At 72.1% G+C, this 23,871-nt stretch carries 19 protein-coding genes; 11 read left to right on the forward strand and 8 right to left on the reverse strand.

Annotated elements, in window-relative coordinates:
• Positions 1-5: 5 nt before the first annotated feature.
• The 4 genes from efeB (at position 6) to ABZW32_RS06870 (ending at position 4,881) form a co-directional block, all read left to right on the forward strand.
• Positions 6-1,289, forward strand: coding sequence for an iron uptake transporter deferrochelatase/peroxidase subunit (efeB, locus tag ABZW32_RS06855; protein ID WP_356212159.1), 1,284 nt, complete (start codon positions 6-8; stop codon positions 1,287-1,289).
• Between the two features lie 42 nt (positions 1,290-1,331).
• Positions 1,332-2,267, forward strand: coding sequence for a prephenate dehydratase (gene pheA / locus ABZW32_RS06860; protein WP_356212162.1), 936 nt, complete (start codon positions 1,332-1,334; stop codon positions 2,265-2,267).
• A 527-nt stretch (positions 2,268-2,794) separates the two neighbouring features.
• Entirely contained in the window at positions 2,795-4,072 is a 1,278-nt protein-coding gene (serS, locus tag ABZW32_RS06865; RefSeq protein WP_356212165.1) for a serine--tRNA ligase, read from the forward strand.
• Complete coding sequence (locus tag ABZW32_RS06870) at positions 4,069-4,881, forward strand: HAD family hydrolase (protein ID WP_356212168.1); 813 nt, start codon at positions 4,069-4,071, stop codon at positions 4,879-4,881. Before serS ends, ABZW32_RS06870 begins: the two co-directional genes overlap by 4 nt.
• 187 nt (positions 4,882-5,068) lie before the next feature.
• Here ABZW32_RS06870 and ABZW32_RS06875 read toward each other — a convergent pair whose 3' ends face one another.
• The 5 genes from ABZW32_RS06875 to ABZW32_RS06895 all read right to left on the reverse strand — a co-directional run bounded on the left by ABZW32_RS06875 (position 5,069) and on the right by ABZW32_RS06895 (position 9,358).
• The gene (locus ABZW32_RS06875; protein ID WP_356212171.1) at positions 5,069-5,716 is read right to left on the reverse strand and encodes a rhomboid-like protein; all 648 of its coding nucleotides are present in this window, start codon (positions 5,714-5,716) and stop codon (positions 5,069-5,071) included.
• A gap of 82 nt (positions 5,717-5,798) precedes the next feature.
• Complete coding sequence (locus ABZW32_RS06880) at positions 5,799-6,518, reverse strand: ABC transporter permease subunit (protein WP_356212174.1); 720 nt, start codon at positions 6,516-6,518, stop codon at positions 5,799-5,801.
• Between the two features lie 14 nt (positions 6,519-6,532).
• Complete coding sequence (locus ABZW32_RS06885) at positions 6,533-7,444, reverse strand: ABC transporter ATP-binding protein (protein ID WP_356212177.1); 912 nt, start codon at positions 7,442-7,444, stop codon at positions 6,533-6,535.
• Positions 7,441-8,328 (reverse strand): ABC transporter permease subunit, encoded by an 888-nt coding sequence (locus ABZW32_RS06890; RefSeq protein ID WP_356212180.1) that lies wholly within the window; start codon positions 8,326-8,328, stop codon positions 7,441-7,443. Before ABZW32_RS06890 ends, ABZW32_RS06885 begins: the two co-directional genes overlap by 4 nt.
• Complete coding sequence (locus tag ABZW32_RS06895) at positions 8,318-9,358, reverse strand: ABC transporter ATP-binding protein (RefSeq protein ID WP_356212183.1); 1,041 nt, start codon at positions 9,356-9,358, stop codon at positions 8,318-8,320. Before ABZW32_RS06895 ends, ABZW32_RS06890 begins: the two co-directional genes overlap by 11 nt.
• A 255-nt stretch (positions 9,359-9,613) precedes the next feature.
• On the opposite strand from ABZW32_RS06895, the gene ABZW32_RS06900 reads away from it, so the two are divergent.
• The 3 genes from ABZW32_RS06900 (at position 9,614) to ABZW32_RS06910 (ending at position 13,410) form a co-directional block, all read left to right on the forward strand.
• Positions 9,614-10,483 carry a M24 family metallopeptidase gene (locus tag ABZW32_RS06900; protein ID WP_356212186.1) on the forward strand — a complete coding sequence of 290 codons (870 nt, stop codon included), beginning with the start codon at positions 9,614-9,616 and terminating at the stop codon, positions 10,481-10,483.
• 5 nt (positions 10,484-10,488) lie between these two features.
• On the forward strand, positions 10,489-12,261 hold the full coding sequence (locus ABZW32_RS06905; protein ID WP_356212312.1) for an SDR family oxidoreductase: 1,773 nt from the start codon (positions 10,489-10,491) through the stop codon (positions 12,259-12,261).
• Positions 12,262-12,495: 234 nt separating this feature from the next.
• Positions 12,496-13,410 (forward strand): MerR family transcriptional regulator, encoded by a 915-nt coding sequence (locus tag ABZW32_RS06910; RefSeq protein WP_356212189.1) that lies wholly within the window; start codon positions 12,496-12,498, stop codon positions 13,408-13,410.
• Positions 13,411-13,514: 104 nt separating this feature from the next.
• Here ABZW32_RS06910 and ABZW32_RS06915 read toward each other — a convergent pair whose 3' ends face one another.
• Entirely contained in the window at positions 13,515-14,309 is a 795-nt protein-coding gene (locus ABZW32_RS06915; protein WP_356212192.1) for an MIP/aquaporin family protein, read from the reverse strand.
• A 133-nt stretch (positions 14,310-14,442) separates the two neighbouring features.
• On the opposite strand from ABZW32_RS06915, the gene ABZW32_RS06920 reads away from it, so the two are divergent.
• The 3 genes from ABZW32_RS06920 to ABZW32_RS06930 all read left to right on the forward strand — a co-directional run bounded on the left by ABZW32_RS06920 (position 14,443) and on the right by ABZW32_RS06930 (position 20,090).
• On the forward strand, positions 14,443-14,982 hold the full coding sequence (locus tag ABZW32_RS06920; protein ID WP_356212195.1) for an RNA 2'-phosphotransferase: 540 nt from the start codon (positions 14,443-14,445) through the stop codon (positions 14,980-14,982).
• A gap of 141 nt (positions 14,983-15,123) precedes the next feature.
• Positions 15,124-17,094 carry an HSP90 family protein gene (locus ABZW32_RS06925; protein WP_356212198.1) on the forward strand — a complete coding sequence of 657 codons (1,971 nt, stop codon included), beginning with the start codon at positions 15,124-15,126 and terminating at the stop codon, positions 17,092-17,094.
• Positions 17,091-20,090, forward strand: a complete 3,000-nt coding sequence (locus ABZW32_RS06930; protein ID WP_356212201.1) for a tetratricopeptide repeat protein — start codon at positions 17,091-17,093, stop codon at positions 20,088-20,090. Before ABZW32_RS06925 ends, ABZW32_RS06930 begins: the two co-directional genes overlap by 4 nt.
• A gap of 82 nt (positions 20,091-20,172) precedes the next feature.
• Here the strand turns inward: ABZW32_RS06930 and ABZW32_RS06935 are convergent, their stop codons facing one another.
• Entirely contained in the window at positions 20,173-21,075 is a 903-nt protein-coding gene (locus tag ABZW32_RS06935; protein WP_356212204.1) for an LLM class flavin-dependent oxidoreductase, read from the reverse strand.
• Between the two features lie 172 nt (positions 21,076-21,247).
• On the opposite strand from ABZW32_RS06935, the gene ABZW32_RS06940 reads away from it, so the two are divergent.
• Positions 21,248-22,126, forward strand: a complete 879-nt coding sequence (locus ABZW32_RS06940; RefSeq protein ID WP_356212207.1) for a Cof-type HAD-IIB family hydrolase — start codon at positions 21,248-21,250, stop codon at positions 22,124-22,126.
• Between the two features lie 6 nt (positions 22,127-22,132).
• Here ABZW32_RS06940 and ABZW32_RS06945 read toward each other — a convergent pair whose 3' ends face one another.
• On the reverse strand, positions 22,133-23,869 hold the full coding sequence (locus ABZW32_RS06945) for a GAF domain-containing protein (protein WP_356212210.1): 1,737 nt from the start codon (positions 23,867-23,869) through the stop codon (positions 22,133-22,135).
• Between the last annotated feature and the right edge of the window lie 2 nt (positions 23,870-23,871).

A 23,871-nucleotide genomic window follows, 5' to 3' on the forward strand; every position in this document is an offset into this window, starting at 1 on the left:
AGAGCGTGACCGAAAGCACCGGGAGCAACCCCGACATCGAGATCTCCCGGCGCAGGCTGCTGGGCACCGTCGGCGCCGCGGGCGCCGCCGGGCTCGCACTCGGCGCCACCGGCGGCGCCCTGGTGCACTCGGCGGTCTCCGACTCCCCGGCCGGCGCCTCGGGCGCCGCCGGGTCCGCCGGCTCGCTCGGGGCCACCCGGGTCGCCTTCGAAGGGGACCACCAGGCGGGCATCACCACCCCGCTCCAGGCCAAGGGGCACGTCCTCGCCTTCGACCTGGCCCCGGGCGCCGGGCGCAAGGAGGCCGCCGCGCTGATGCGCCGCTGGTCCGACACCGCACGGCGGCTCATGGCCGGCGAGACCGCCCCGACGTCGGACAGCGGGATCGCCCTCGACGCGGGGCCGTCCTCCCTGACCCTCACGTTCGGCTTCGGACACTCCTTCTTCGAGCGCACCGACCTCGTGACGCGCCGCCCGGCGGCCCTCGACCCGCTGCCGGACTTCTCCTCCGACCGCCTCGACGCCCAGCGCAGCAACGGTGACCTGTGGGTGCAGATCGGCGCCGACGACGGACTCGTCGCGTTCCACGCCCTGCGCGCGATACAGAAGGACGCCGGCGAGGCCGCCCGGGTGCGGTGGCAGATGAACGGCTTCAACCGGTCCCCCGGTGCCACCAGCACCCCGATGACGGCACGCAACCTGATGGGCCAGGTCGACGGCACCGGGAACCCGAAGCCCGCCGATCCCGACTTCGACCGGCGGATCTTCGTCCAGGGCGCCGGCCCCGGGCCGGCGGAACATTCCTGGATGGCCGGCGGATCGTACGCGGTCGTCCGCCGGATCCGGATGCTGCTCGACGACTGGGACAAGCGCTCCCTGGCGCAGCAGGAGCAGGTCATCGGCCGGACCAAGGCCACCGGGGCACCCCTGACCGGCGGCAGCGAGACCACGAAGCCCGCCCTGGACAAGCTCGGCCCCGACGGCAAGCCGGTCATCGCCTCCAACGCCCACGCCCGGATCTCCGCCCCGGAACAGAACGGCGGCGCCGCGATGCTGCGCCGGCCCTTCTCCTTCCACGACGGGATCGCCCCCGACGGCACGCCCGACGCCGGACTGCTCTTCATCTGCTGGCAGGCCGACCCGCTGCGCGGATTCGTGCCGGTCCAGCGCAAGCTCGACCGCGGCGACGCGCTGTCGGAGTTCATCCGGCACGAGTCGAGCGGTCTGTACGCCGTCCCGCCCGCGCCGCGCAGCGGGGAGTACGTGGGGCAGCACCTGCTCGAAGGGTGAACAGCCCCACGGGGGCGGGTGCCCCGGCATTAGGCTGATCGCATGTCGGCCACCCGCTTCACCTATCTCGGTCCCGAGGGCACGTTCACCGAAGCCGCCCTGCGCACCCTGCCGGAAGCCGCCACCCGGGAACTCGTCCCGATGGTGTCGGTCCCGGCCGCCCTGGACGCCGTGCGGGGCGGCGAGGCCGCCGCGGCGCTGGTGCCGATCGAGAACTCGGTGGAGGGCGGGGTCACCGCCACCCTCGACGAGCTGGCCTCGGGCGAACCGCTGATGATCTACCGCGAGGTGCTGCTGCCGATCGCGTTCGCGCTGCTGGTGCGGCCCGGGACCAAGCTGTCGGACGTCAAGACCGTCACCGGGCACCCCGTGGCCCAGCCCCAGGTGCGCAACTGGCTGCGGACCCACCTGCCCGACGCGGTGTGGGAGTCGGCGGCCTCCAACGCCGACGGTGCCCGGCTCGTGCAGGAGGGACGCTTCGACGCCGCCTTCGCGGGCGAGTTCGCGGCCGCCACGTACGGGCTGGAGGCGCTGGTCACCGAAATCCACGACGCGCAGAACGCCGAGACCCGCTTCGTGCTCGTCGGCCGGCCCGCCCGGCCGGCGGCCCCCACCGGCGCCGACAAGACCTCCGTGGTCCTGTGGCTCGGCGACGACCACCCCGGTGCGCTGCTGGAGCTCCTCCAGGAGTTCGCCGTGCGCGGGGTGAACCTGATGCTGATCCAGTCCCGCCCGACGGGAGAGGGCATCGGCAACTACTGCTTCGCGGTCGACGCCGAGGGCCACGTCTCCGACCGCCGGGTGAGCGAGGCGCTGATGGGCCTCAAGCGGACCTGCCCGCAGGTGCGCTTCCTGGGCTCCTATCCGCGGGCCGGGGTCGCTCTGAGTGAGGTGCGCGCCGCGCGGCCGGGAACCTCCGACAGTGACTTCACGGAGGCCTCCGACTGGCTGACGCGCTGCCTCGACGGCCGGGCGTAGGCCTTCGTCCACTGTCCACAGAGTTATCCACAGGCCGAGATGGGGACCTGGGGACAAGTCGACAGAGCGGCACGACAAGGTCGACAAATCGGCCGGGTGGCCCAGGTTTCGCGCTGGGGAGCGGCAGGTGAACGGCGTCACCCGTGTATCACCGATCAACTCTTTGGAGCGAGTCATTCCCACCCGAATGAGTGTGTGAGGGCGGTTTGAACCCTGACCGGCCCCGACCGCTCGCCGATCCCTATTGATCTAATTCCGTGTCCACAGAACCGGCGCACAGCCTGTGGATAAGACGGCTCCAGGGGGAATTCCTGTGGACAAGGAAGCCCCCGCGCGGCTGCTCAGGCCCCGGCCAACACCCGCCGTTGTGCCCCTTTTCGGGGAATGGGACCGGTTTTATCGACCGGCCCGCAGGAGCCGGATCCGGCCGCCGGGCAAGACTTTTACATTCGTGCCAATTGGGACATAGCGACACGCAGCGTGATATCGATGTGATCCCGGGAAGCCCAGCCCGGTAGCCTGGAGGGGTGATTGACCTTCGGCTGCTCCGTGAAGACCCTGACCGTGTCCGCGCCTCGCAGCGCGCCCGTGGAGAGGACGTCGAGCTCGTCGACGCACTCCTCTCCGCCGATGAGCGCCGCAGGTCCTCCGGCATGCGCTTCGACGAGCTGCGCAACGAGCAGAAGTCCCTCGGCAAGCTCATCCCCAAGGCCTCTCCGGAGGAGCGGGCCGAGCTGCTGACCAAGGCCGAGCAGCTCAAGCAGGACGTCAGGGCCGCCGAGGCCGAGCAGAACGAGGCTGACGAGGCCGCCAAGAAGCTCCTGCTCCAGCTCGGCAACATCGTCCACAGCGACGTTCCGGTCGGCGGCGAGGAGGACTTCACCGTCCTGGAGACGCACGGCACGATCCGCGACTTCGCCGCCGAGGGCTTCGAGGCCAGGGACCACCTGGAGCTGGGCGAGTCCCTGGGCGCCATCGACGTCGAGCGCGGCGCCAAGGTGTCGGGTTCGCGCTTCTACTACCTCACCGGTGTCGGCGCCCTGCTGGAGCTGGCCCTGGTCAACGCCGCGATCGCGCAGGCCACCGAGGCCGGCTTCATCCCGATGCTCACCCCCGCGCTGGTCCGCCCGCGCGCCATGGAGGGCACCGGCTTCCTCGGCCAGGCCGCGGAGAACGTCTACCACCTGGAGAAGGACGACTACTACCTGGTCGGCACCTCCGAGGTCCCGCTCGCCGCGTACCACATGGACGAGATCATCGACGCCGACAAGCTGCCCCTGCGGTACGCCGGCTTCTCGCCGTGCTTCCGCCGCGAGGCCGGTACGTACGGCAAGGACACCCGCGGCATCTTCCGCGTCCACCAGTTCGACAAGGTCGAGATGTTCTCGTACGTCGCGCCGGAGGACGCCGAGGCCGAGCACCAGCGCCTCCTGGACTGGGAGAAGCAGTGGCTGACCAGCCTGGAGCTGCCGTTCCAGGTGATCGACGTCGCCACCGGCGACCTGGGCTCCTCCGCCTCCCGCAAGTTCGACTGCGAGGCCTGGATCCCGACCCAGGGCAAGTACCGCGAGCTGACCTCCGCCTCGAACTGTGACGGCTTCCAGGCCCGCCGCCTGTCGATCCGCTACCGCGAGGGCAAGAAGACCGCGCCCCTGTCCACGCTGAACGGCACCCTGTGCGCCGTCCCGCGCACCATCGTCGCCATCCTGGAGAACCACCAGCAGGCCGACGGCTCGGTTCGGGTTCCCCCGGTGCTCCGTCCGTACCTGGGCGGCCGCGAGGTACTGGAGCCGATCGCCAAGTGAGCCCGGCCCCGTTCCCCTACAAGCTCGTCGCGACGGACCTCGACGGCACGCTGCTGCGTGACGACGACAGCGTCTCGGAACGCACCCGTGAAGCGCTCGCCGCGGCCACCGCGGCGGGCGCGGCACACATCGTGGTCACCGGCCGGGCCGTGCCCTGGACCCGGCACGTGCTGGACGACCTCGGCTACAAGGGGATCGCCGTCTGCGGGCAGGGCGCCCAGGTCTACGACGCCGGGGCGCACCGGCTGCTGACCTCGGTGACGCTGGACCGGCAGCTGGCCGGACTGGCGCTGTCGAAGATCGAGGCCGAGGTGGGTCCGCTGGCCCTGGCCGCCAGCCGGGACGGGGTGGACGGCGAGGTGCTGTTCGGCCCCGGCTACCAGGTGCAGGAGGGCCTCCCCGCCCAGTACCTGGAGGACACCGCGGCGGTCTGGACGGCACCGCTGAACAAGCTGTACATCCAGCACCCGGGGATGGGCGAGGACGAACTCGTCAAGGTGGCACGGGCGACCGTGGGCAACCTGGTCGGCATCGTGATGGCCGGTCCGGGGATAGTGGAGATCCTGCCGCTGGGCCTGAGCAAGGCCACGGGCCTCTCGCTCGCCGCCCGCCGGCTGGGCGTGAAGGCCGCCGAGACGATCGCCTTCGGCGACATGCCCAACGACATCCCGATGTTCGGCTGGGCCGCGCACGGCGTCGCGATGGCCAACGCCCACGCGGAGCTGAAGGCCGTGGCCGACGAGGTCACCACCTCCAACCAGGAGGACGGCATCGCGGTGGTGCTGGAGCGCCTGCTGGGCGCCGCGTAGCGCGACGCGTAGGGGTACGAGAGGTCCGGGACGGCCCGCGCCGCGAGGCGCGCTCGAAGTGGCTGCCCCGGACCTTTTGTTGCTCCCCGCACCCCTCACTCTGCCGGGGGCGCAGGACCCGTACCAGCGAATTTCCCGGCGGCGCGGAGGGCGCAGCCGGTGTTTCACGTGAAACATCGGCGGGACGTCAGGGGGCGGCGGCTGCCGGGTGGGGGTCCGGGTGCAGGGTCAGCGGCCAGGCGAGCAGCCCGACGGCGAGCGAGATGGCGTGGCCGAGGTCGGTGAAGGTACCGCCGGTGAGCAGCGGGAGGCCGAAGAAGGCCACGGCTCCGGCGAGGTACAGCCATCGCCAGGGGCCCGGCAGCCGGTAGGTCAGAACGCCGACGGAGGCCGCGATGCCGTAGCTGACGCCGATGTCGACGACGTGGGTCATGCTGTGCGGCGCGCGGTTGTCCTGGATGGCCATCAGGAGGAACTTCTGGGTGGCGAGGGTGGCGACGACGTGGGCGGTCGCGACGATCACGAGCCAGCGCAGGGTGCCGAGCCAGCGCTCGACGGTGGCGTGGAAGACCTCGAAGAGCACGGCGTACAGGGCGAGGGAGGCCGGGTCCTCGATCCAGAAGGCACTGCTGATCAGGGCCCGTATCGGGTGTTTGACCAGTTCGTGGATGTTGCTGCTGTTGCGGTGGAGCAGGACGTGCTCGACCCGGTCGGGCGCGATCAGGACGACGACGCTGGTGACGGCGATGATGAGCAGCCAGATGTGGGTTCCGGGCGAGGCACGTATCCAGGACCACAGGGGCCTGGACGGCTCGGGCTCGGTGTGCTCGATCATGCACCGATGATGCCGTGTACGACGGTGCCCCGCCTGGCCGGTGGGCCGGGCGGGGCACGGGTCGCGCGGTGGTGCGGGGGGCCTACTCCTCGCCGGCGAGGGTGAGGCGGCGCAGCTTCTGGCCCGCGTACGCGGTGGCGCCGACGGTGACCACGATCAGCAGGACCACGGCGGTGGGCAGGCCGACGCTCGCGTCCACGTAGCCCTGTCCGGCGACCTTCTCGGCCAGGGCGAGGGACCACTGCTGGACGCTGAGGGTCTTGGCCCCGGAGACCAGGCTGCCGAAGAGGGACTCCCAGATCAGGGCGTAGACCAGGCCGAAGACGACCGCGTGCCGGCTGACGGTGCCCAGCAGCAGGAACAGGGCGCTGTAGGCGATGGAGGCGACGAGCGCGGCGACCGTGTAGGCCACGGCGATCTGCTGGCCGTTGCCGTTGAGGATGAAGCCCGCGATCAGGGTCGGGATGGCGGAGAAGGCCATCGTGACGGCGATCGCCACGATCAGCTTGGTCAGGATGATCGTCGGGCGCTTCACCGGCTTGGAGAGCAGGTAGACGATCGATCCGTCGTCGATCTCGGGGCCGATGGCTCCGGTGCCGGCGATGACGCCGATCAGCGGGACCATCGTCGCGAGGGCGAAGCCGCCGAGCAGGTCGGCCGCCACCTTGTCGTCCACGCCGGTGAACGCTCGGACGGCCACGGAGATGACGATCAGCAGGGCGGGCAGCGCGAAGAGGATCAGCGCGCGGCGGCGGCCGAGCAGGGCCCGGTAGGTGAGCCGGGCGACGGTGGGGTTGTACATGGGTGCCAGCTCCTTCAGGCCGCGACGAGGTAGGAGAAGACCGACTCGAGGGACTCGTCGGAGGGCGAGACCGTCAGCAGCCGGATGCCGTGCGCGCGGGCGACCTGCGGCAGCAGCTCGGTGAAGCGCCCGAAGTCGACGGCCTGGACGCGCAGGGCGCCTTCCTTCAGGTCGACCTCGATGCCGGCCGTGGACGGGTCGGCGATCAGGGCCGCGGCGAGGGCCCGGTCGTCGGAGGAGCGGATGAGGTAGCGGTGGGGGCGGTCCGTCATCAGGCGGCGGATCTTGCGGAAGTCGCCGGAAGCCGCGTGCCGGCCGGCGACCACCACCTCGATGTGGGAGGCGAGCTGCTCGACCTCCTCCAGGATGTGGGAGGAGAACAGCACGGTGCGGCCCTCGTCGCCCATGCGCCGCAGCAGGTCCATGAGCTGCATGCGCTGGCGCGGGTCCATGCCGTTGAAGGGCTCGTCCAGGAGCAGGACCGAGGGGTCGTGGACGAGCGCGGAGGCCATCTTCACGCGCTGCCGCATGCCCTTGGAGTACGTGGAGATCTTGCGGTCCTGCGCGTACTCCATCTCGACGGTGGCGAGCGCCCGCTGGGCGTCCGCGTCGTCGAGCCCGTGGAGCTCGGCGTTGGCGACGACGAACTCCCGGCCGGTGAGGAAGTCGTACATCGCCTCGCGCTCGGGAACGACGCCGATCTGCTTGTAGACCTGCTCGTTGCGCCAGATCGGCGCGCCGTCGAGGGTCACGGTGCCCGTGGAGGGGGCGAGGAAGCCGCCCATCATGTTGATGAGGGTGGACTTCCCGGCGCCGTTGGGGCCGAGCAGGCCGGTGACGCCGGGACCGATGCGCATGGTCACGTCGTTGACGGCGACGACGTTCCCGAACCAGCGGGAGGTGTGGTCGATGTCGATGATGGTCACAGCCCGGCCTTCCGGTAACGGGCCATCAGGGCGGCGTACGAGCCGACGATGAGGCCGAGGGCGACGAGCAGGTAGACGGCGCCGACCCCGGCGGAGGGGCCCTCGCCACCGGGGAAGGCGGAGGTCGCGCCGAGGAAGGCGGTCTGCACGCCGTCGATCAGGGTGATGGGGGAGAACAGGCCCATCCAGTCGATGGCCGCGGTGTGGCCGGTGTTGTAGGCCACGCCCTGCACCGCCGTGACGGCGCCGTAGGGGATCAGGAGCAGGCCGATGACGGCGGCGACGCCGAACCCGCGGCGCGGGGTGAGTGCGGCCATGACCAGGCCGAGTCCCGCGAAGAGCAGCGACAGCAGCAGTACGGACACCAGTCCCTGCCCGAATCCCTTGGTCTGGTGGGCGAAGTCGAACTTCGCCAGCAACGAGCCGATCCACATGATCAGCAGCGGAGTGGCGGTGAGGATGAAGAGGGCCGAGGCCATGGCCGCGTACTTGGCCACGACGTAGTCGACCCGCTCGATCGGCCGCGAGAAGTACAGCGGCACGGTCTTGAAGCGCAGGTCACGGGAGACCGACTGGGGTGCCTGGGACGCGAGGTAGAGGCCGATGATCACCTGGGTGGTCAGGGCGTACGTCGTGTACTTGATCGGCAGGTCGGTGGAGCCGGGAACGGCGATCGCCACCGCGACGATGATCAGCGCGGGGACGCACATCACCGCGAAGAGGATCATCGGCAGCACCTTGGACTTGGCCGAGCGGCCGAGTCCGTACGCGCCCCGGAGGGACTGCGAGAAGAGCGAGGTGCGGGCGTAGGCGCGCCCGAGGCGGGGCCCGTCGTAGGACCGGTAGCCGATGTTGTGGATCTGGGTCGAGGTGTCAGGCGCCATCGGAACCGGCTCCCTTCTGCTGGGTCTGGAACTGCGGGACGGGCACGGCTGCCTGCGCGGCCTGCGCGGCCGCCGCGGTCTGCGCGGCCCGGTCGCCGTCGCGGAAGACCTCGGCGATGTGGTGCCGGCGCTGCTCCATGCGGACCAGGCCGAGCCCGAGGTCGGCGACGGTGTCGCGGACGGTGTCGTACGTGTCCTCGCCGGTGGCCTCGACCAGGAGGATGTGGCCGGCGCCGGGCAGGCCCTGCTCCTCGCCCACGTGCAGGACGATGCCCGCCGCGGTGAGCGCCGCACGCACGGCGGCGGTGCCGTCCGGGTGCGCGTCGGAGTCGGTGACCTCGACCGCCAGGGTGGTGGTGGTCTGGGTGAAGTCGCTGGTGGAGCTGGAGCGCAGCAGCTTGCCGCCGTCGACGACGACCACGTGGTCGCAGGTCCGCTCCAGCTCGCCGAGGAGGTGGGAGGTGACCAGGACGGAGATGCCGAAGTCCGTGTGGATGCGGCGGATCAGGCCGAGCATCTCGTCGCGGCCGACCGGATCCAGGCCGTTGGTCGGCTCGTCGAGGAGGACCAGCTGCGGGTCGTGGACGAGTGCCTGGGCCAGTTTGACCCGCTGCTTCATGCCGGTGGAGTAGCCGCCGATGGGGCGGTAGCGCTCCTCGTACAGCCCGACGTGGCGCAGGGTGTCGGCGGTGCGCTCGCGGGCCGCGGTCGGCGGCAGCCCGGACATGCGCGCCATGTGGACGACGAACTCCGTGGCGGAGACGTCGGGTGGCAGGCAGTCGTGTTCGGGCATGTAGCCGACGCGTTCACGGATGGCGCTGCCATGCGTGGCGACGTCGAGTCCGAGCACGGCGGCGCGGCCCTCGGTGGCGGGGGACAGTCCGAGCAGGATCTTGATCAGCGTGGACTTGCCGGCTCCGTTGGCGCCCACGAGCCCGGTCACTCCGGGCCCGATGTCCAGGGAGAGCCGGTCGAGGGCGGTCACTCGGGGATACCGCTTGCTCAGGCTTTCGGTCGCGATGACAGTCACGCGTTCGACGTTAGTGCCGCGGGCGGGCCGGATCGTCAGACCTGGAGCGGGATCGCGTATCCGCCTTGAGGACTACGGGCCCTGCCCCAAGGCTGATGCGGGCCCGGCCGTCGGCGGGCACCGCGGGCACTTTGAGCATGACCCGGACAAGTTTGTCCACAGGTCCGTGCACGGGCCTTGACGTGATCTCCGGTCATTGTCACATTCATCAGTGTCAAGTTACGGGCGCGTACGCCTACAGGACGGACGGCTGGCATGGCTGGGGAAACCAAGCAACGCACCGCGCACGACCGGGCAGGGCTCTCCGCCGAACTGCGCGGGTTCAGAGAGGTCCAGCGCCTCGCCTACGAGTGCGCCGAGACCGTGGCGGCGCAGCTCCGGCCCGGCGTGACCGAGCGCGAGGCGGCCCGGATGCAGCGCGACTGGCTGCGCGAGCGCGGGGTGCGGGACTGGTTCCACCTGCCCTTCGCCTGGTTCGGCGACCGCACCGCCTTCGCGAACTTCAAGATCCCCGTCCAGTTCTTCCCGACGGGGCGGAAGCTGGAGCCGGGCATGCCGTTCATCCTCGACATGGCCCCCGTGTACCGGGGATACGCCGCCGACGTCGGGTACTCCGGCAGCCTCGGCCTGCACCCCGTGCAGGACCGGCTGATGTCCGACCTGCGCCCGCACCGGGAGCTGATCCTGGAGCAGGTGCGCGAACGCCGCTCCCTCCGGGAGATCTACGAGAACGTCGAGCGGCTGATGACCCGCCAGGGGTACGCCAACCGCCACCGGGCCTACCCCTTCGGCGTCATCGCGCACAAGATCGACCGCGTCGCGGAGCGGCGCTGGTCCCCGACCGCGTTCGGTTTCGGTACGCGGTCCCTGAGGGGACTGGTCTCGGACGCCCTGCACGGGCACCGCGAGGGCTGGTCCCCGCTGTGGAGTCCGTACCACTTCTCCGACCATCCGCCGCAGCCCGGCCTGTGGGCGGTGGAGCCGCACCTGGGCTTCCGGGGGACCGGCGCGAAGTTCGAGGAGATCCTGGTGGTGACCGACTCCCGGGACCCCGAGGAGAGCGCGTTCTGGCTGGACGACGACCTGCCGCACGTGCGGCGCTGGGCTGAGGAGAACGCGGCATGAGCACAATGAGCGGTACGGCACTGGCCGGCGCCCGGGAGCGCCGGGTGCGCACCGGCGGCATCGAACTGTGCGTAGCGGAGCTCGGGGAGACGAACCGTCCGACCGTGGTGCTGGTGCACGGCTACCCGGACAGCAAGGAGGTCTGGTCGGAGGTCGCGGTGCGGCTCGCGTCCCGCTTCCACGTGGTCCTGTACGACGTACGCGGGCACGGGCGCTCCTCGGCACCGGTGCCGCTGCGCGGGGGCTTCACCCTGGAGAAGCTGACCGACGACTTCCTGGCCGTGGCGGACGCGGTCAGCCCGGACCGCCCGGTGCACCTGGTCGGCCACGACTGGGGCTCCGTACAGGGCTGGGAGTTCGCCACGGTCGCCCGCACCGAGGGGCGGATCGCCTCCTTCACCTCCATGTCGGGCCCCTCGCTCGACCACTTCGGGCACTGGATCAAGAAGCGGATGACGCGGCCGACCCCGCGGCGGGCCGCCCAGCTGCTGAACCAGGGCGTGAAGTCCTGGTACGTCGGCATGCTGCACACCCCGGTACTGCCGGAGCTGGCATGGCGCGGGCCGCTCGGCAAGCGCTGGCCGAAGATCCTCCAGCGGACGGAGAAGTTCCAGGACAGCACCTACCCGACCGCCTCGCTCCGCGAGGACGCGGCGCACGGCGCCTGGCTCTACCGCGACAACGTCCGGCCGCGGATGCGCCGGCCGCGCACCGACGCCTACGCGCACGTACCGGTACAGCTGATCGTGCCGACCGGGGACGCGTTCCTCTCCGAGCGGCTCTACGACGACACGGAGCTGTGGGCCCCGGACCTGCTGCGGCGGACCCTGTCCGCCAAGCACTGGATCCCGCGGACCCGGCCGGACCAGGTGGCGTCGTGGATCTCCGAGTTCGTGACCGCACAGGAGGAACCGGCCGCGCGGGCTCCGCAGCGGAAGGCCCCCGGCCGCCACTCCGACCGGTTCGGCGGCCGACTGGTGCTGGTCACGGGCGCCGCCAGCGGCATCGGACGGGCCACCGCGTTCGCGTTCGCCGAGGCCGGGGCCCGGGTCGTGGCCGTGGACCGGGACGCCGAGGGCGCGGCGCGCACCGCCGAGATGGCCCGGCTGGTCGGTGCGCCCGAGGCCTGGGGCGAATGCGTCGACGTCAGCGACGAGCAGGCGATGGAGAAGCTCGCGGCGAAGGTCGCCGCCGAGTACGGCATCGTCGACGTCCTGGTGAACAACGCCGGGATCGGGCTGTCGGGCTCCTTCCTGGAGACCACCTCCGAGGACTGGAAGAAGGTCCTCGACGTCAACCTGTGGGGTGTCATCCACGGCTGCCGGATCTTCGGGAAGCAGATGGCCGAGCGCAATCAGGGGGGCCACATCGTCAACACCGCCTCCGCCGCTGCCTACCTGCCCTCCCGGACCCTGCCCGCTTACAGCACCTCCAAGGCGGCGGTGCTGATGCTGAGCGAGTGCCTGCGCGCGGAGCTCGCCGGGAAGTCGATCGGCGTCTCGGCGATCTGCCCGGGGATCGTCAACACCAACATCACCGCCACCTCGCGGTTCGCCGGGGTGGACGCGGCCGAGGAGAAGCGCCGCCAGGAGCGCTCCTCGCGGCTGTACGGGCTGCGCAACTTCCCGCCGGAGAAGGTCGCCGACGCGATCCTGCTGGCCGTGGTGAAGAACCAGGCGGTGGTGCCGGTGACCCCGGAGTCCAAGGGCGCCCTGTGGATGTCCCGCTTCGCGCCGCGCGCGCTGCGGCGGATCGCGAGGGTGGAGCCCCGGCTGTGAGCGGGCGTGGAGCGCCGGCTGCGAGCGGGGGCGGAGGGGGCCGGGTCGTGGCCGGGGGACCGGGGCCGGCGTGGAGAGAGCCGGGCACGGCCATACCCCGCTCCTTCCGGCGGTCGTACCATCCCTCGCAGGAGGGCTCGCTGCGCAGGGCGGTCGAGTGCCTGGCGGCGTCTCCTGCCGCCCGGACCGCGGCGGGCGCGGTCGGGCGAGCCGCCATGTCGTAGGGAGCCGGGATTGTCCGATCAGGCGGTAGCCGAGTACCGGATCGAGGATCTGGCCCACCACAGCGGAGCGACGGTACGCACGATCCGGGCGTACCAGGACCGCGGTCTGCTTCCGAAGCCGGAGCGCCGCGGCCGGTCCAACGTCTACCGGGACACGCATCTGGCGCGGCTGCGGCAGATCGCGGACCTGCTGGACCGCGGCTACACCCTGGCCTCCATCAAGGAGTTGCTGGAGGCCTGGGACGCGGGGCGCGGACTGGGCGGCGTACTCGGCCTGGTGGCCGAGGTGCACGGACCGTGGACCGACGAGGAGGCGGCCCGCATCAGCCGGGCCGACCTCAACGAGCGGTTCGGGGGCCGGCCCGACGACGACGCCGTGGACGAGGCCTGCGAGCTGGGGGTGCTGGAGCGGATCGCGGGGCGCCCGGACCAGTTCCTGGTGCCGTCACCGCAGGAGCTGGCGGTCGCCGCCGAGCTGTACGCGGCCGGGGTACCGCTGGTGGCGATCACCGGACACCTGCGCGAGCTGCGCGGGCAGGTCGAACACATCGCCTCCCGCTTCCTGGAGTTCACCACCGAGCACGTCTTCGCCCGCTACCTCGGTCAGGTGCCACCGACCGACGCGGACGCGGCGGAGGCGGCGACGATGGTGCGCAGGTTGCGGCCCCTGGCCCAGCAGACGGTGGACGCCGAGCTGGCACGGGCGATGCGGCTCTTCGCGACCCGGCACCTCCAGCGGCACCTGGGGGCCGCCGGCGGGGCGCAGCCCTCGGGCCCGGCGCCGGTGGCCCTGCCCGCCGAGACGGTGCGGGCGGTACAGGAGCTGGTGGGGTCCGCGCACGTGGCGGAGTTCGTCCGGGCCGCGACGGAACGCGAGCTCCAGGCACGGACCATGAACGATCTGGTCAGCAAGGGCGGCCGATAGTGCTCGATCAGCAGTCCACAGGGCGAATCACACTCTTATCACCGAAACCCACCGAAACAGCTGTGGACAACTCCCGTTCGGCTGTGGGGAACCCGGCCTGATCCTCAGACCACGGCCTCGAAAGCGGGATCGGTGCGGGTGATATCGGCCACCGGTTTCCCCTCGTCCGGAGCGGTCGGTCCGGCGGCCCGCACACGCTCCGCCGACCGGGTGCCGCGCTCACGCCCGTAGAGGAGGGTGGCCAGGGCGAGGCCCACGCAGCCTCCCAGCAGCTGGGCCGCGACGAAACCGGGCAGCGACTGCGGGGCGATGCCGGTGAAGGAGTCGCTGAAGGCCCGGCCGACGGTGCCCGCGGGGTTGGCGAACGACCCCGAGGAGGTGAACCAGATCGCGGCGGCGATGTACGCGGCGACGGCGGACGGGATCAGACGGGACCGTCCGATGCGGCCGAGCCCCTGGATGACCAGGACCAGGCCGGCGGTGGCGACGATCTCCCCGATCAGCAGGTGACCACCGTCGCGGACCTGCGTGGAGAACTCGCCGGGGGTGCGGCCGAACATCACCTCGGCGAGGACGGCCCCGCCGATGGCCCCGGCGGTCTGGGCGGTGGCGTAGGCGAGGGCCTCCCGGACGTCGAGCCCCTCGCCGCCGGTGCGACGGGCCCACCACGCGGTCAGGGTGACGACCGGGTTGAGGTGGGCTCCGGACAGCGGCCCGAAGAGCGTGATGATCAACCCGAGGCCGATGGCGGAAGCGAGCGAGTTGGCGACGAGGGCCACTCCCGCGTCACGGCTGAGGGACGCGGCCTGGATGCCGGAACCGATCACCACCACGAGCAGGCTCGCGGTGCCGATGAGCTCAGCAGTCGCGCGCCGTAGCAGTGAAGCCTTATTTGTCATAGTTTCTCCCTGTGGGCAGCAGTTCAGCGGAAAATGTATTCCGTATCTTGGAAACGCGATAGAGGGAGTCCGCGTTCAACGGGGCGGCCAAAAATCGCTGCCCAGACCCGTCCCGGCCCGGCAAGCTGGGGCCATGGACGACAGACGCGCCGTAAAGGTGTCCAAATACGTCTCGAAACACCTGCGACATCAGCCGGATCGCATCGGACTGGTGCTCGACACCCAGGGGTGGGTGGAGATCGATGATCTTCTGCGCGCCGCCGCGGCCCACGGATTCCGCTTCACCCGGGCCGAACTCGACCACGTGATCGCCTCCAACGACAAGCAGCGCTTCGCCGTCGACGGCACCCGCATCAGGGCCAGCCAGGGACACACGGTGGCGGTGGACCTGGGCCTGCCGGAGGCCGAACCACCCGCGCACCTCTACCACGGCACGGTCGCCGCGGCCCTGGACGCCATCCGCGCCGAAGGCCTGCGCCCCATGGCCCGCCACCACGTGCACCTGTCACCCGACCGCGAAACCGCGACGCGCGTGGGGGCACGCCGGGGCCGGCCGGTGGTGCTGACGGTGGACGCCGGCGCGATGCGCGCGGCCGGGCACGTGTTCCGCATCAGCGCCAACGGGGTGTGGCTGGCGGACGCCGTCCCTCCGGAGTTCCTGCGTTTCCGATAGGCCCGGACAAGTAGGAGCGGGCGAGCGGGAATTCACGGGATGACCGTCGGATCATCCCCCTAATCTGTTCTCGTTCCGGGATCATGAGGGGGGCACCTCGCGATCACCGACCATCCCTGTGACCACGCGAGGTGACACCCCATGACGTCCGACTCCCTTTCCTCATCCGGCTTCCCCGACGACACGAAAGGCGCCGCGGCGACCGGCGCCTCGACCGGCGCCGAAGCCGAAGCCGAAGCCGAAGCCGAAGCCGGAGCCGAAGTCGGAGCCGAGGTCAACAACTTCCAGGTCGACCTGCGCGGGCTGGTCGACCTGCTCTCCCACCACCTCTACTCCAGCCCCCGCGTCTACGTCCGCGAACTCCTGCAGAACGCCGTCGACGCCGTCACCGCCCGCCACGCCCACGAACCCGGCACCCGCGTCCGCATCCGCCTGTCCGCGTCCGCCGGCCACGTCACCATCGAGGACTCCGGCATCGGCCTGACCGCCGCCGAGGCCCACTCCCTCCTCGCCACCATCGGCCGCAGCTCCAAGCGCGGCGGCGACGGCACCGACCCCGACATCCGCGGCCTGGAGACCACCCGCCAGGAGTTCCTCGGCCAGTTCGGCATCGGTCTGCTCGCCTGCTTCGTCGTCGCCCGCCGGATCAGGGTCGTCACCCGCTCCGCCCGCGACCCCCTGGCCGCTCCCGTGGAATGGCTGGCCACGGACGACGGCTCGTACACCGTGCGCGAACTGCCCCACGAGGCCCGCCCGGAGCCCGGCACCACCGTCCACCTGGAGGCCCGCCCCGGCGCCGAGGAATGGACCGAAGCCGCCAGGGTCGAGCGGCTCGCCCGCGACTACGGCTCCCTCCTTCCCTACGAGATCACCTTCGACGACGGCCTCGGCGGCGCCCCGCGCCCCGTCACCGACCGGCCCGCCGTGTGGGACCGCGCCTTCCCCACCCCGGCCGCCCGCCGCGTCGCGCTCGCGGGACACTGCGCCGCCCTCTTCGGCTTCACCCCCCTCGACAGCATCGACCTCGACCTGCCGGTGGCCGGGATCCGCGGCGTCGCGTACGTCCTGCCCGACCCGACCAGCCCCGCCCACCGGGCCGGACACCGCGTCCACCTCAAGGGCATGCTGCTGACCGACCAGGCCGACAACCTGCTGCCCGACTGGGCGTTCTTCGTCCGCGTCGTCCTCGACACCGACACGCTGCGCCCCACCGCCTCCCGCGAGAACCTCTACGACGACGAGACCCTGGCCGCCGTACGCGAAGCCCTCGGCGCCCGCGTCCGGGCCTGGCTGGCCGAGCTCGCCGCCGGCGAACCCGAGCGGCTGGCAGCCTTCCTGAGCGTCCACCACCTCGGCGTGAAGTCGCTGGCCAGGCACGACGCCGAACTGCTCGCGCTGATGCTGCCCTGGCTGCCCTTCGAGACCAGCGACGGCTCGATGAGCCTGGAGGAGTTCGCGGCCGCCCACTCCGACATCCACTTCACCCGCACCGTCGAGGAGTTCCGCCAGATCGCCCCGATCGCGGCGGCCCACGGCCTCGGCGTCATCAACGCCGGCTACACCTACGACGCCGACCTGCTGGCGCTGCTGCCCTCCGTACGTCCGGACCTCAAGGTCACCGAACTCGACGCGGGAGCCGTCACCGAACGCCTCGACCCCGTCGCCACCGAGGTCGAACTGGCCCTCGCCGGCTTCCTGGCCACCGCCCGCACCCGCCTGGAGTCCCAGAGCTGCGACGTGGTGCTGCGGGCCTTCCAGCCCGTGGCCGTCCCCGCCCTCTACCTCGACGACCGCCAGGCCCGCCAGGAACGCGACCGCACGGCCGCGCTCGACAACGCCGATTCCCTGTGGAGCGGCATCCTCGGCTCCCTGCGCGGCTCCGGCCCCCGGGCCCGCCTGGTCCTCAACCACAACAACCCGCTGATCAGGCGCATCGCGGGCCTCCCCGACCCCACCCTGACCGGCACGGCGGTCGAATCCCTCTACGGACAGGCCCTGCTGATGTCCCAGCGGCCCCTGCGCCCGGCGGACTCCACCCTGCTCAACCGGGCCTTCCTCGGGCTCCTGGAATGGGCGACCCACTCCACCCCGGCCCAGGAGGACGGCAAGTGACCGCCATGACCAACGAAGAGATCCGGCAGGGACTGCAGCAGAACCGCGGCCTGCCCCACGGTGCGGCCCGCAACGCGCAGGCCGAGGCCCTCACCGCGGCCGCCGAGGTCAGCGGGGACCCCGCGCTGTTCCGCCACGCGCTGATCACCCAGATCGACGCCTACGAGTACAGCGCCGAACGCACCCGCATGGTCATCCCGTTCGCCCGCCTCCTCCAGGAGTACGACCGCGACCCCGCGGCCTTCGACGGCTCCGCGGCCCACTCGCTGTTCTGGCGCTTCAAGTGGGTGGCCGGCCGGATCGTCGAATCCCCCGAGATCCCCATCGAGACGGTCACCCGCTGGCTCGACGACATGGAACGGCGCTACCGGATCGCCGGGTACAGCGAACGCGCCGTGCGGCAGTCCGAGTTCTACCTCGCCCACGCCACCGGCGACCGCGAGCGGGCCGAACGGGCCATCGCCCGGTGGCGGGCCGCCGACCGCGACGCCATGAGCGACTGCCGCGCCTGCGAGACCCACACCCAGGGCTGGTTCTGGGCCGACCGGGGCGAGGACGCGAAGGCGATCGAGGTCTGGGAGCCGGTCCTCGGGGGCGGCCAGACCTGCATGGAGGAGCCGCACCGGGTCCTCGCGCGCTCCCTGCTGCCCCTCGTGCGACTCGGCCGCGCCGACGAGGCCCGCTCCCACCACCTGCGCGGATACCGCCTGGCCCGGGGCAAGGAAAGCCTGCTGCGCTCCCTCGGCGAGCACATCGAGTTCTGCGCCCTGACCGGCAACGAGGCCCGCGGCCTGGAGATCCTCTCCGAACACGCCGTCCACCTCGTCCCGCTCGCGGACGTCGACACCCAGATGGAGTTCCTCGGCGGGGTGCTCGTCCTGCTGGGCCGGCTGAACCGGCTCGGGCACGGCGCGGACCTGTCCGTCCCCTACGAGGGCACCCCCCGCACCGTCGACGAGCTGTACGGGATCCTCCACGGCCAGGCCCTGGCGATCGCCGCCCGCTTCGACGCCCGCAACGGCAGCAGCCGGGTCTCGGACGAGCTGCGCGAGCGGATCGGGCGGGAACCGCTGCTCGACGTCCTCCCGCTGGGGGTGCGCAGCGCCGGACTGCCCCGGGCCGTGCCGGTGGCCCCCGCGCCGGCCGTGGCCCCGGCCCGGCCGGAGGCCCCCGGGGCCGGTCTCGACGCCCTCGTGGAGCGGGCCCGCACCGCACGCGACTCGGGTCACCCGGGAGCGGACGCCCTGTGGGCGGAAGTGGCCCTACGGGTCCGCTCCCTCCCCGAAGCGGAGGCGGACCCGCTGGTCACCGCCGACGTGGCCGACCAGCAGGCCCTGGCCGCCGCGCGGGCCGGCACGAAGGAGGCGCCGCGGCTGCTGGCGGACGTCCGCGACCGGTACCGGGCACTGGGACGGGCGGAGCGCGTGGCCCTCACCGAGCTCCGGCTGGCGACCGTCGCCGCCCAGTCCGGCGAGGAGCCGGGGCGGGTCCGGGAACTGCTGGCGACCGCCCTGCGCGCCGCCGAGGCACTGGACCCGGCCGAACCGCTGCGGACCCGGCGGATCGCGCTCGCGGAGCTGTCCTCGATGCGCGTGGAGTCGTACCTGCGCACGGTCGAGGCCACGCGCACGCAGGACCACGAGCACGGGGAGGAGCACGGCCACGAGGTGCTGGTGGCCGAACTCGGCGCGTTCGTCGCCGCCTACGGCCCGGACCTCGCGGACCTGACCGCCGAGGCCGAGGAGATGCTGGGCCGGCTGGCGCTCTCCGCGGGCGACCCCGACCGGGCCCTGCCCCTGCTGGCCTCCGCCGCGGCCCGGGTGATCGAGGCCGACCGCCCCTGGGAGGCCGTGGACCCGCTCGTGCTGCGGGCCGGCGTACTGGTGTCCCTGGAGCGGCCCGAGGAGGCCGAGCAGGCGGCGCGGTCCGCCGTGGAGCACGCCGCCGAGATCGTCGACGCCGAGCAGCAGGGCACCGTACGGATCACCCTCGCGGACGTCCTGCTGCGCCGGGGCTCGGCGGCGGAGGCCGCCGAGCACGCCCTGACGGCGGCGCACTGGTTCGACCAGGCCGGCCTGACCTCCGAGGGCGGCGCCCAGGCCCGGCTGCTGCTGGCCCGGGCCTACGCCGGGGAGGGCCGGACCGCCGATGCGGCGGAAGTCCTCCAGTCCACGCTGGCCGACCTGCTCCGGCACGGTGAGGGCCAAGCCGTCTCGGCGCGGGACTTCCTGGGCAACCTGCTGCGGGAGCTGCGTGATGCGCGGGGCGCGGCGGAGCAGTTCCTGCTGGCGGCGGAGCTGGTGCAGGGCTGGGAGGACCCGCGTCCGCAGGCGGGCTTCGCACAGGCGGCCGCCGACTGCCTCTCCGACGCCGGTCTGGCCGAGGAAGCCGTCGCCGCCTACGAGCGCGCCCTGGAACTGCGCCGGCTGACCGGGGAGGCGGTCGTCTCCGAGGCCCGGATCCTGCGTTCGCTGGCCTGGCTGGGACTGCGCGAGACCGTCACGGACGCGACGACGGCCGCCGCCCGGGCGCGAATGGACGAGGCGGCCGGGGTCCTGGAGGGCGCCCTGGCCCTGGACCCGGAGGATCCGGAGCTGCGGTCCGAGCTGGCCCAGACCTGGCACCAGCTGGCCCAGGTGCTGGACCGGCGGGTCAGTGCCGAACTCCCCGACGAGGACGGCAACGGGGACGAGGACGCCGACGGGGACGAGGACGGCACGCTGGGCGCGGCGGGCGTCGAGGCGCTGCGACGGGAAGAGGTCGGGCTCTGGGAGCGGGCGGCCGCGCTCTACCGCACGCTCGGGACCGCGTACCTCCAGGAACGCTTCCAGTGCCTGAACAACGCCGCCTGGACGGATCAGGAGCTGGGACGGCCGGCGGCGGGTGCCGCCCGGATCACCGCGCTGATCGAGGAGGTCGGGGCGCTGCCCGAGGGGACCGCTCCGGAGTGGCTGCTGCCGCAGGCGGAGCGGGTCGTCGCGCACCTGACGGCCTGAACACACGACCGGCCCGGCCTGGTCCCGCCACGCGGCGGGTCCCGGCCGGGCCACCTGGTCTCGTCAGGGCCGCCGGGTCTCGTCAGGCGTCGAGCTGGGCGAGCGCCTCGGTGGCGATCCGCTCGAAGACGGCCTCGTCGGCCGCGAAGTCGGAGTCCGGGATCGGGGCGTGGATGACGATCTCGGTGAAGCCCAGCTCGCGGTGACGGCCCGCGAAGTCGACGAACGCGTCCACCGACTCCAGCATCGTGCCGCGCTCCGGCGTGAAGCCGGTCAGCAGGACCTTCTCGATGGTGTCGGACTCGCGCCCGATCTCCGCCAGGGCCTTCTCCAGCTTGCCGACCTGGCCGCGCAGGGCCTCCAGCGACTGCTCGGGCGTCCCCTCGAAGACCTTCGGGTCACCGGCCGTCACCCAGGCCTGACCGTGGCTCGCGGCGAGCTTCACCCCGCGCGGGCCGGTCGCGGCCACGGCGAACGGCAGCCGCGGGCGCTGCACGCACCCGGGGATGGCGCGGGCCTCGACGGCCGAGTAGAAGGTGCCGTGGTGGGTCAGGGCGCTCTCGGTCAGCAGCCGGTCGAGCAGCGGCACGAATTCGGCGAAGCGGTCCGCCCGCTCGCGGGGGCTCCACTCCTCCTGGCCCAGCGCCACCGCGTCGAAGCCGTTGCCGCCCGCGCCGATGCCGAGGGTGATGCGCCCGCCGGAGACGTCGTCGAGCGTCATCAGGTCCTTGGCCAGGGTCACCGGGTGCCGGAAGTTCGGCGAGGTCACCAGCGTGCCCAGCCGCAACCGGTCGGTAACGGCGGCGGCAGCGGTCAGGGTGGGTACGGCCGCGTACCAGGGGCCGTCTCGGAAGGTCCGCCAGGTCAGGTGGTCATAGGTGTAAGCGGTGTGGAACCCGAGCCGCTCGGCCCGCTCCCACTGGTCACGCCCGCCCTCGTGCCAAGGACGGACCGGGAGGATGACAGTGCTCAGACGCAGACTCATGCGTTCGAGCCTACGGGCGCCTCCGCACCAACCGCACATTCCGCACCACGCGCCCCCGCCATTCCAGGTCCCCGCCGCCGTGTTTCACGTGAAACATCTACGCACCGTCTGGCTTGGGCACCGTGTTTCACGTGAAACATCTGCCCACCGTCTGGCTTGGGCCCCGGGGACCATGGGCGAAGATGGAGCGGTGACCTCGGCTCCCCAGCGCCCGGACGGGCCAACCCCCGTGACCCGGCTCATCGCCACCGACCTCGACGGAACCCTGCTGCGCGACGACAAATCCGTCTCGCACCGCACCGTCGCCGCACTCGCCGCCGCCGAGGAGGCCGGGATCGAGGTCTTCTTCGTCACCGGCCGCCCGGCCCGCTGGATGGACGTGGTCAGCGATCACGTCCAGGGCCACGGCCTGGCGATCTGCGCGAACGGCGCGGCCGTCGTCGACCTTCACGCCGACCGGGAGTTCGTGCAGGTCAGAGCGCTGCCCCGGGCCACCGCCCTGACGGTCGTACGGACCCTGAGGGAGGCCGCCCCCGGTACCTCCTTCGCGGTCGAACTGACCACCGGCATCAACTACGAGCCGGCCTATCCGCCGTTCTTCGAGAGCCCGGGCGCCACGGTCGCCACCGCCGAGAAGCTGCTGAACGAGGAGCCCGACGACACGGCGGCGCCCGTGCTGAAGCTGCTCGCCCACCACGCCGAACTGGCGCCGGACGAGTTCCTCGCCCTGGCCCGCTCGGCCGCCGGCTCCTACGCCTCGATCACCCGCTCCAGCCCGACCGCCCTGCTGGAGATCAGCGGGCTCGGCGTGTCCAAGGCCAGCACCCTGGCCCGGTGCTGCGCCGAGCGCGGTATCTCGCCGGCCGAGGTGGTCGCCTTCGGCGACATGCCGAACGACGTGGAGATGCTCCGCTGGGCGGGCACCTCGTACGCGATGGGCAACGCCCACCCGGACGTGATCGCGGCCGCCTCGGGCCGTACGGTCGCCAACAACGAGGACGGGGTCGCCGTCGTCATCGAACGCATCCTCGCCGAACGCTCCGCGGGGTGACCGGGCCTAGAGCGGGGCCTCCCACACCAGGGTCGTCCCGCCGCCGTCCTCGCCGATGCCGGGCCCGTAGAAGCTGGTGCCCCCCAGCGACTCGGCCCTGCGTCGCAGGTTGCGCAGGCCGCTGCGCCGTCCGCCCTCCGCGATGCCCACCCCGTCGTCCGCGACCTCCAGCCGTACTCCGGGCCGGCCGTCGTCCAGGGTGACGGTGGAATCGAGCACCACCTCGATGCGGGAGGCCTCCGCGTGCCGGAAGGCGTTCGACAGGGCCTCGCGCAGGGCCGCGATCAGGTTCTTGCCGACCAGTTCGCCGACGACCGCGTCGATCGGGCCCAGGAACCGGTGCGCGGGCTTGAAGCCCAGCGGCACCGCGGCCATGTTGATCTCCCTCAGCACCCGGGTGCGCAGCCCCGAGGGGGCCTCCGCCGGGCCCTGCTGGAGCGCGAAGATCGCGGTCCGGATCTCCTGGATCGTCACGTCCAGCTCGTCCACGGCCTTGCCCACCCCGTCACGGACCTCCGGAACGATGGACCGCCGCTGGGCCCCCTCCAGCATCATCCCCGTGGCGAACAGCCGCTGGATGACCAGATCGTGCAGGTCGCGGGCGATCCGGTCGCGGTCCTCGAACACCGCGAGCCGCTCCCGGTCGCGCTGTGCCTCGGCCATCATCAGCGCGAGCGCGGCCTGCGAGGCGAACTGCGTGGCCAGGGTCCGTTCGGCCTCGGTGAACGGCCTCTTGCCGCGGGCCCTGGGGGTGACCAGGGCGCCCAGGACCCGGCCGCCGCTGTGCAGGGGAAGCATCATGCAGGGCCCGTACTGGCTGGTGAGCCGGCTGATCATGCGCGGGTCGCCGGCGGCGTCCTCCACGAACACGGGCTCACCGCGCAGCAGCCGGTCCACCACCGGGCTCTCGGCCGGGATGACCACGCCGAGCGAGGTGGCCGGGTTCTCGGCGGAGACGGCCACGATCTCCATCCCGCCCTCCTGCGCGGGCAGCATCACGATCCCCGCGGCGGAGTCGGCCAGTCGGCGGGCCTGTTCGGCGACCACCGCGAGGGCGTCGTCCGCGTCCCCGCCCGACAACAGGGCGGTGGTGACGGCCACCGACCCGTCGATCCACCGCTCGCGCTGGGTGGCGGCCTCGTACAGCCGGGCGTTGCCGATGGCGATGCCCGCCTCGGTGGCCAGCACCCGGACCATGTTGACGTCGTAGTCGTTGAACTCGCCGCCGCCGTTCTTCTCGGCGAGGTAGAGGTTGCCGAAGATCTCGCCCTGGACCCGGATGGGCACCCCGAGGAAGGTCTTCATGGGCGGGTGGTGCGCGGGGAACCCGGCCGACCTCGGATCCTTCGCCAGATCGGCGAGGTGCACCGTGTCCGGATGGGAGATCAGCGCACCGAGCAGCCCCCGCCGCCCGTCCGGACGGCTCCCGATCTTCCGCGCCAGCTCGGCGCTGACGCCGTAGGTGACGAAGTCCGAAAGACCGCGGCCCTCGACGTCCACGACACCGATCGCCGCGTAGCGGGCGTCGGCGAGCTCGGCGGCCGTCTCGCAGATGCGGTCGAGCACGGAGTGCAGTTCGAGTCCGGTACCGACCGAGCGCATGGCTTCCAGGAGTTGGGGGACCCGGGCGGTCAGCTCGGTGGACAGCCCCTGCAGACTCCGGGTGGCCCGGGTGGCGGCCTCCAACGGGTCCGGCGTTCCCCGTGTCGGGTCCGGTGGTTCCTGAGACTCCTGCGCTGACATGC

Origin of the sequence: Streptomyces sp. NPDC004667 (genome assembly GCF_040609475.1) — a bacterium.
In the GTDB taxonomy this organism is placed as follows: Bacteria; Actinomycetota; Actinomycetes; order Streptomycetales; family Streptomycetaceae; genus Streptomyces.

Bases quoted from the DNA above. Each gene is read 5' to 3' on its own strand.
- ABZW32_RS06880 (WP_356212174.1), bottom strand. From the start codon at position 6,518: ATGTACAACCCCACCGTCGCCCGGCTCACCTACCGGGCCCTGCTCGGC.
- ABZW32_RS06945 (WP_356212210.1), bottom strand. From the start codon at position 23,869: ATGTCAGCGCAGGAGTCTCAGGAACCACCGGACCCGACACGGGGAACG.
- ABZW32_RS06900 (WP_356212186.1), top strand. From the start codon at position 9,614: ATGGCTGGGGAAACCAAGCAACGCACCGCGCACGACCGGGCAGGGCTC.
- ABZW32_RS06940 (WP_356212207.1), top strand. From the start codon at position 21,248: ATGGGCGAAGATGGAGCGGTGACCTCGGCTCCCCAGCGCCCGGACGGG.
- ABZW32_RS06915 (WP_356212192.1), bottom strand. From the start codon at position 14,309: ATGACAAATAAGGCTTCACTGCTACGGCGCGCGACTGCTGAGCTCATC.
- ABZW32_RS06935 (WP_356212204.1), bottom strand. From the start codon at position 21,075: ATGAGTCTGCGTCTGAGCACTGTCATCCTCCCGGTCCGTCCTTGGCAC.
- ABZW32_RS06905 (WP_356212312.1), top strand. From the start codon at position 10,489: ATGAGCGGTACGGCACTGGCCGGCGCCCGGGAGCGCCGGGTGCGCACC.
- ABZW32_RS06920 (WP_356212195.1), top strand. From the start codon at position 14,443: ATGGACGACAGACGCGCCGTAAAGGTGTCCAAATACGTCTCGAAACAC.
- ABZW32_RS06875 (WP_356212171.1), bottom strand. From the start codon at position 5,716: ATGATCGAGCACACCGAGCCCGAGCCGTCCAGGCCCCTGTGGTCCTGG.
- pheA (WP_356212162.1), top strand. From the start codon at position 1,332: ATGTCGGCCACCCGCTTCACCTATCTCGGTCCCGAGGGCACGTTCACC.
- ABZW32_RS06925 (WP_356212198.1), top strand. From the start codon at position 15,124: ATGACGTCCGACTCCCTTTCCTCATCCGGCTTCCCCGACGACACGAAA.
- ABZW32_RS06890 (WP_356212180.1), bottom strand. From the start codon at position 8,328: ATGGCGCCTGACACCTCGACCCAGATCCACAACATCGGCTACCGGTCC.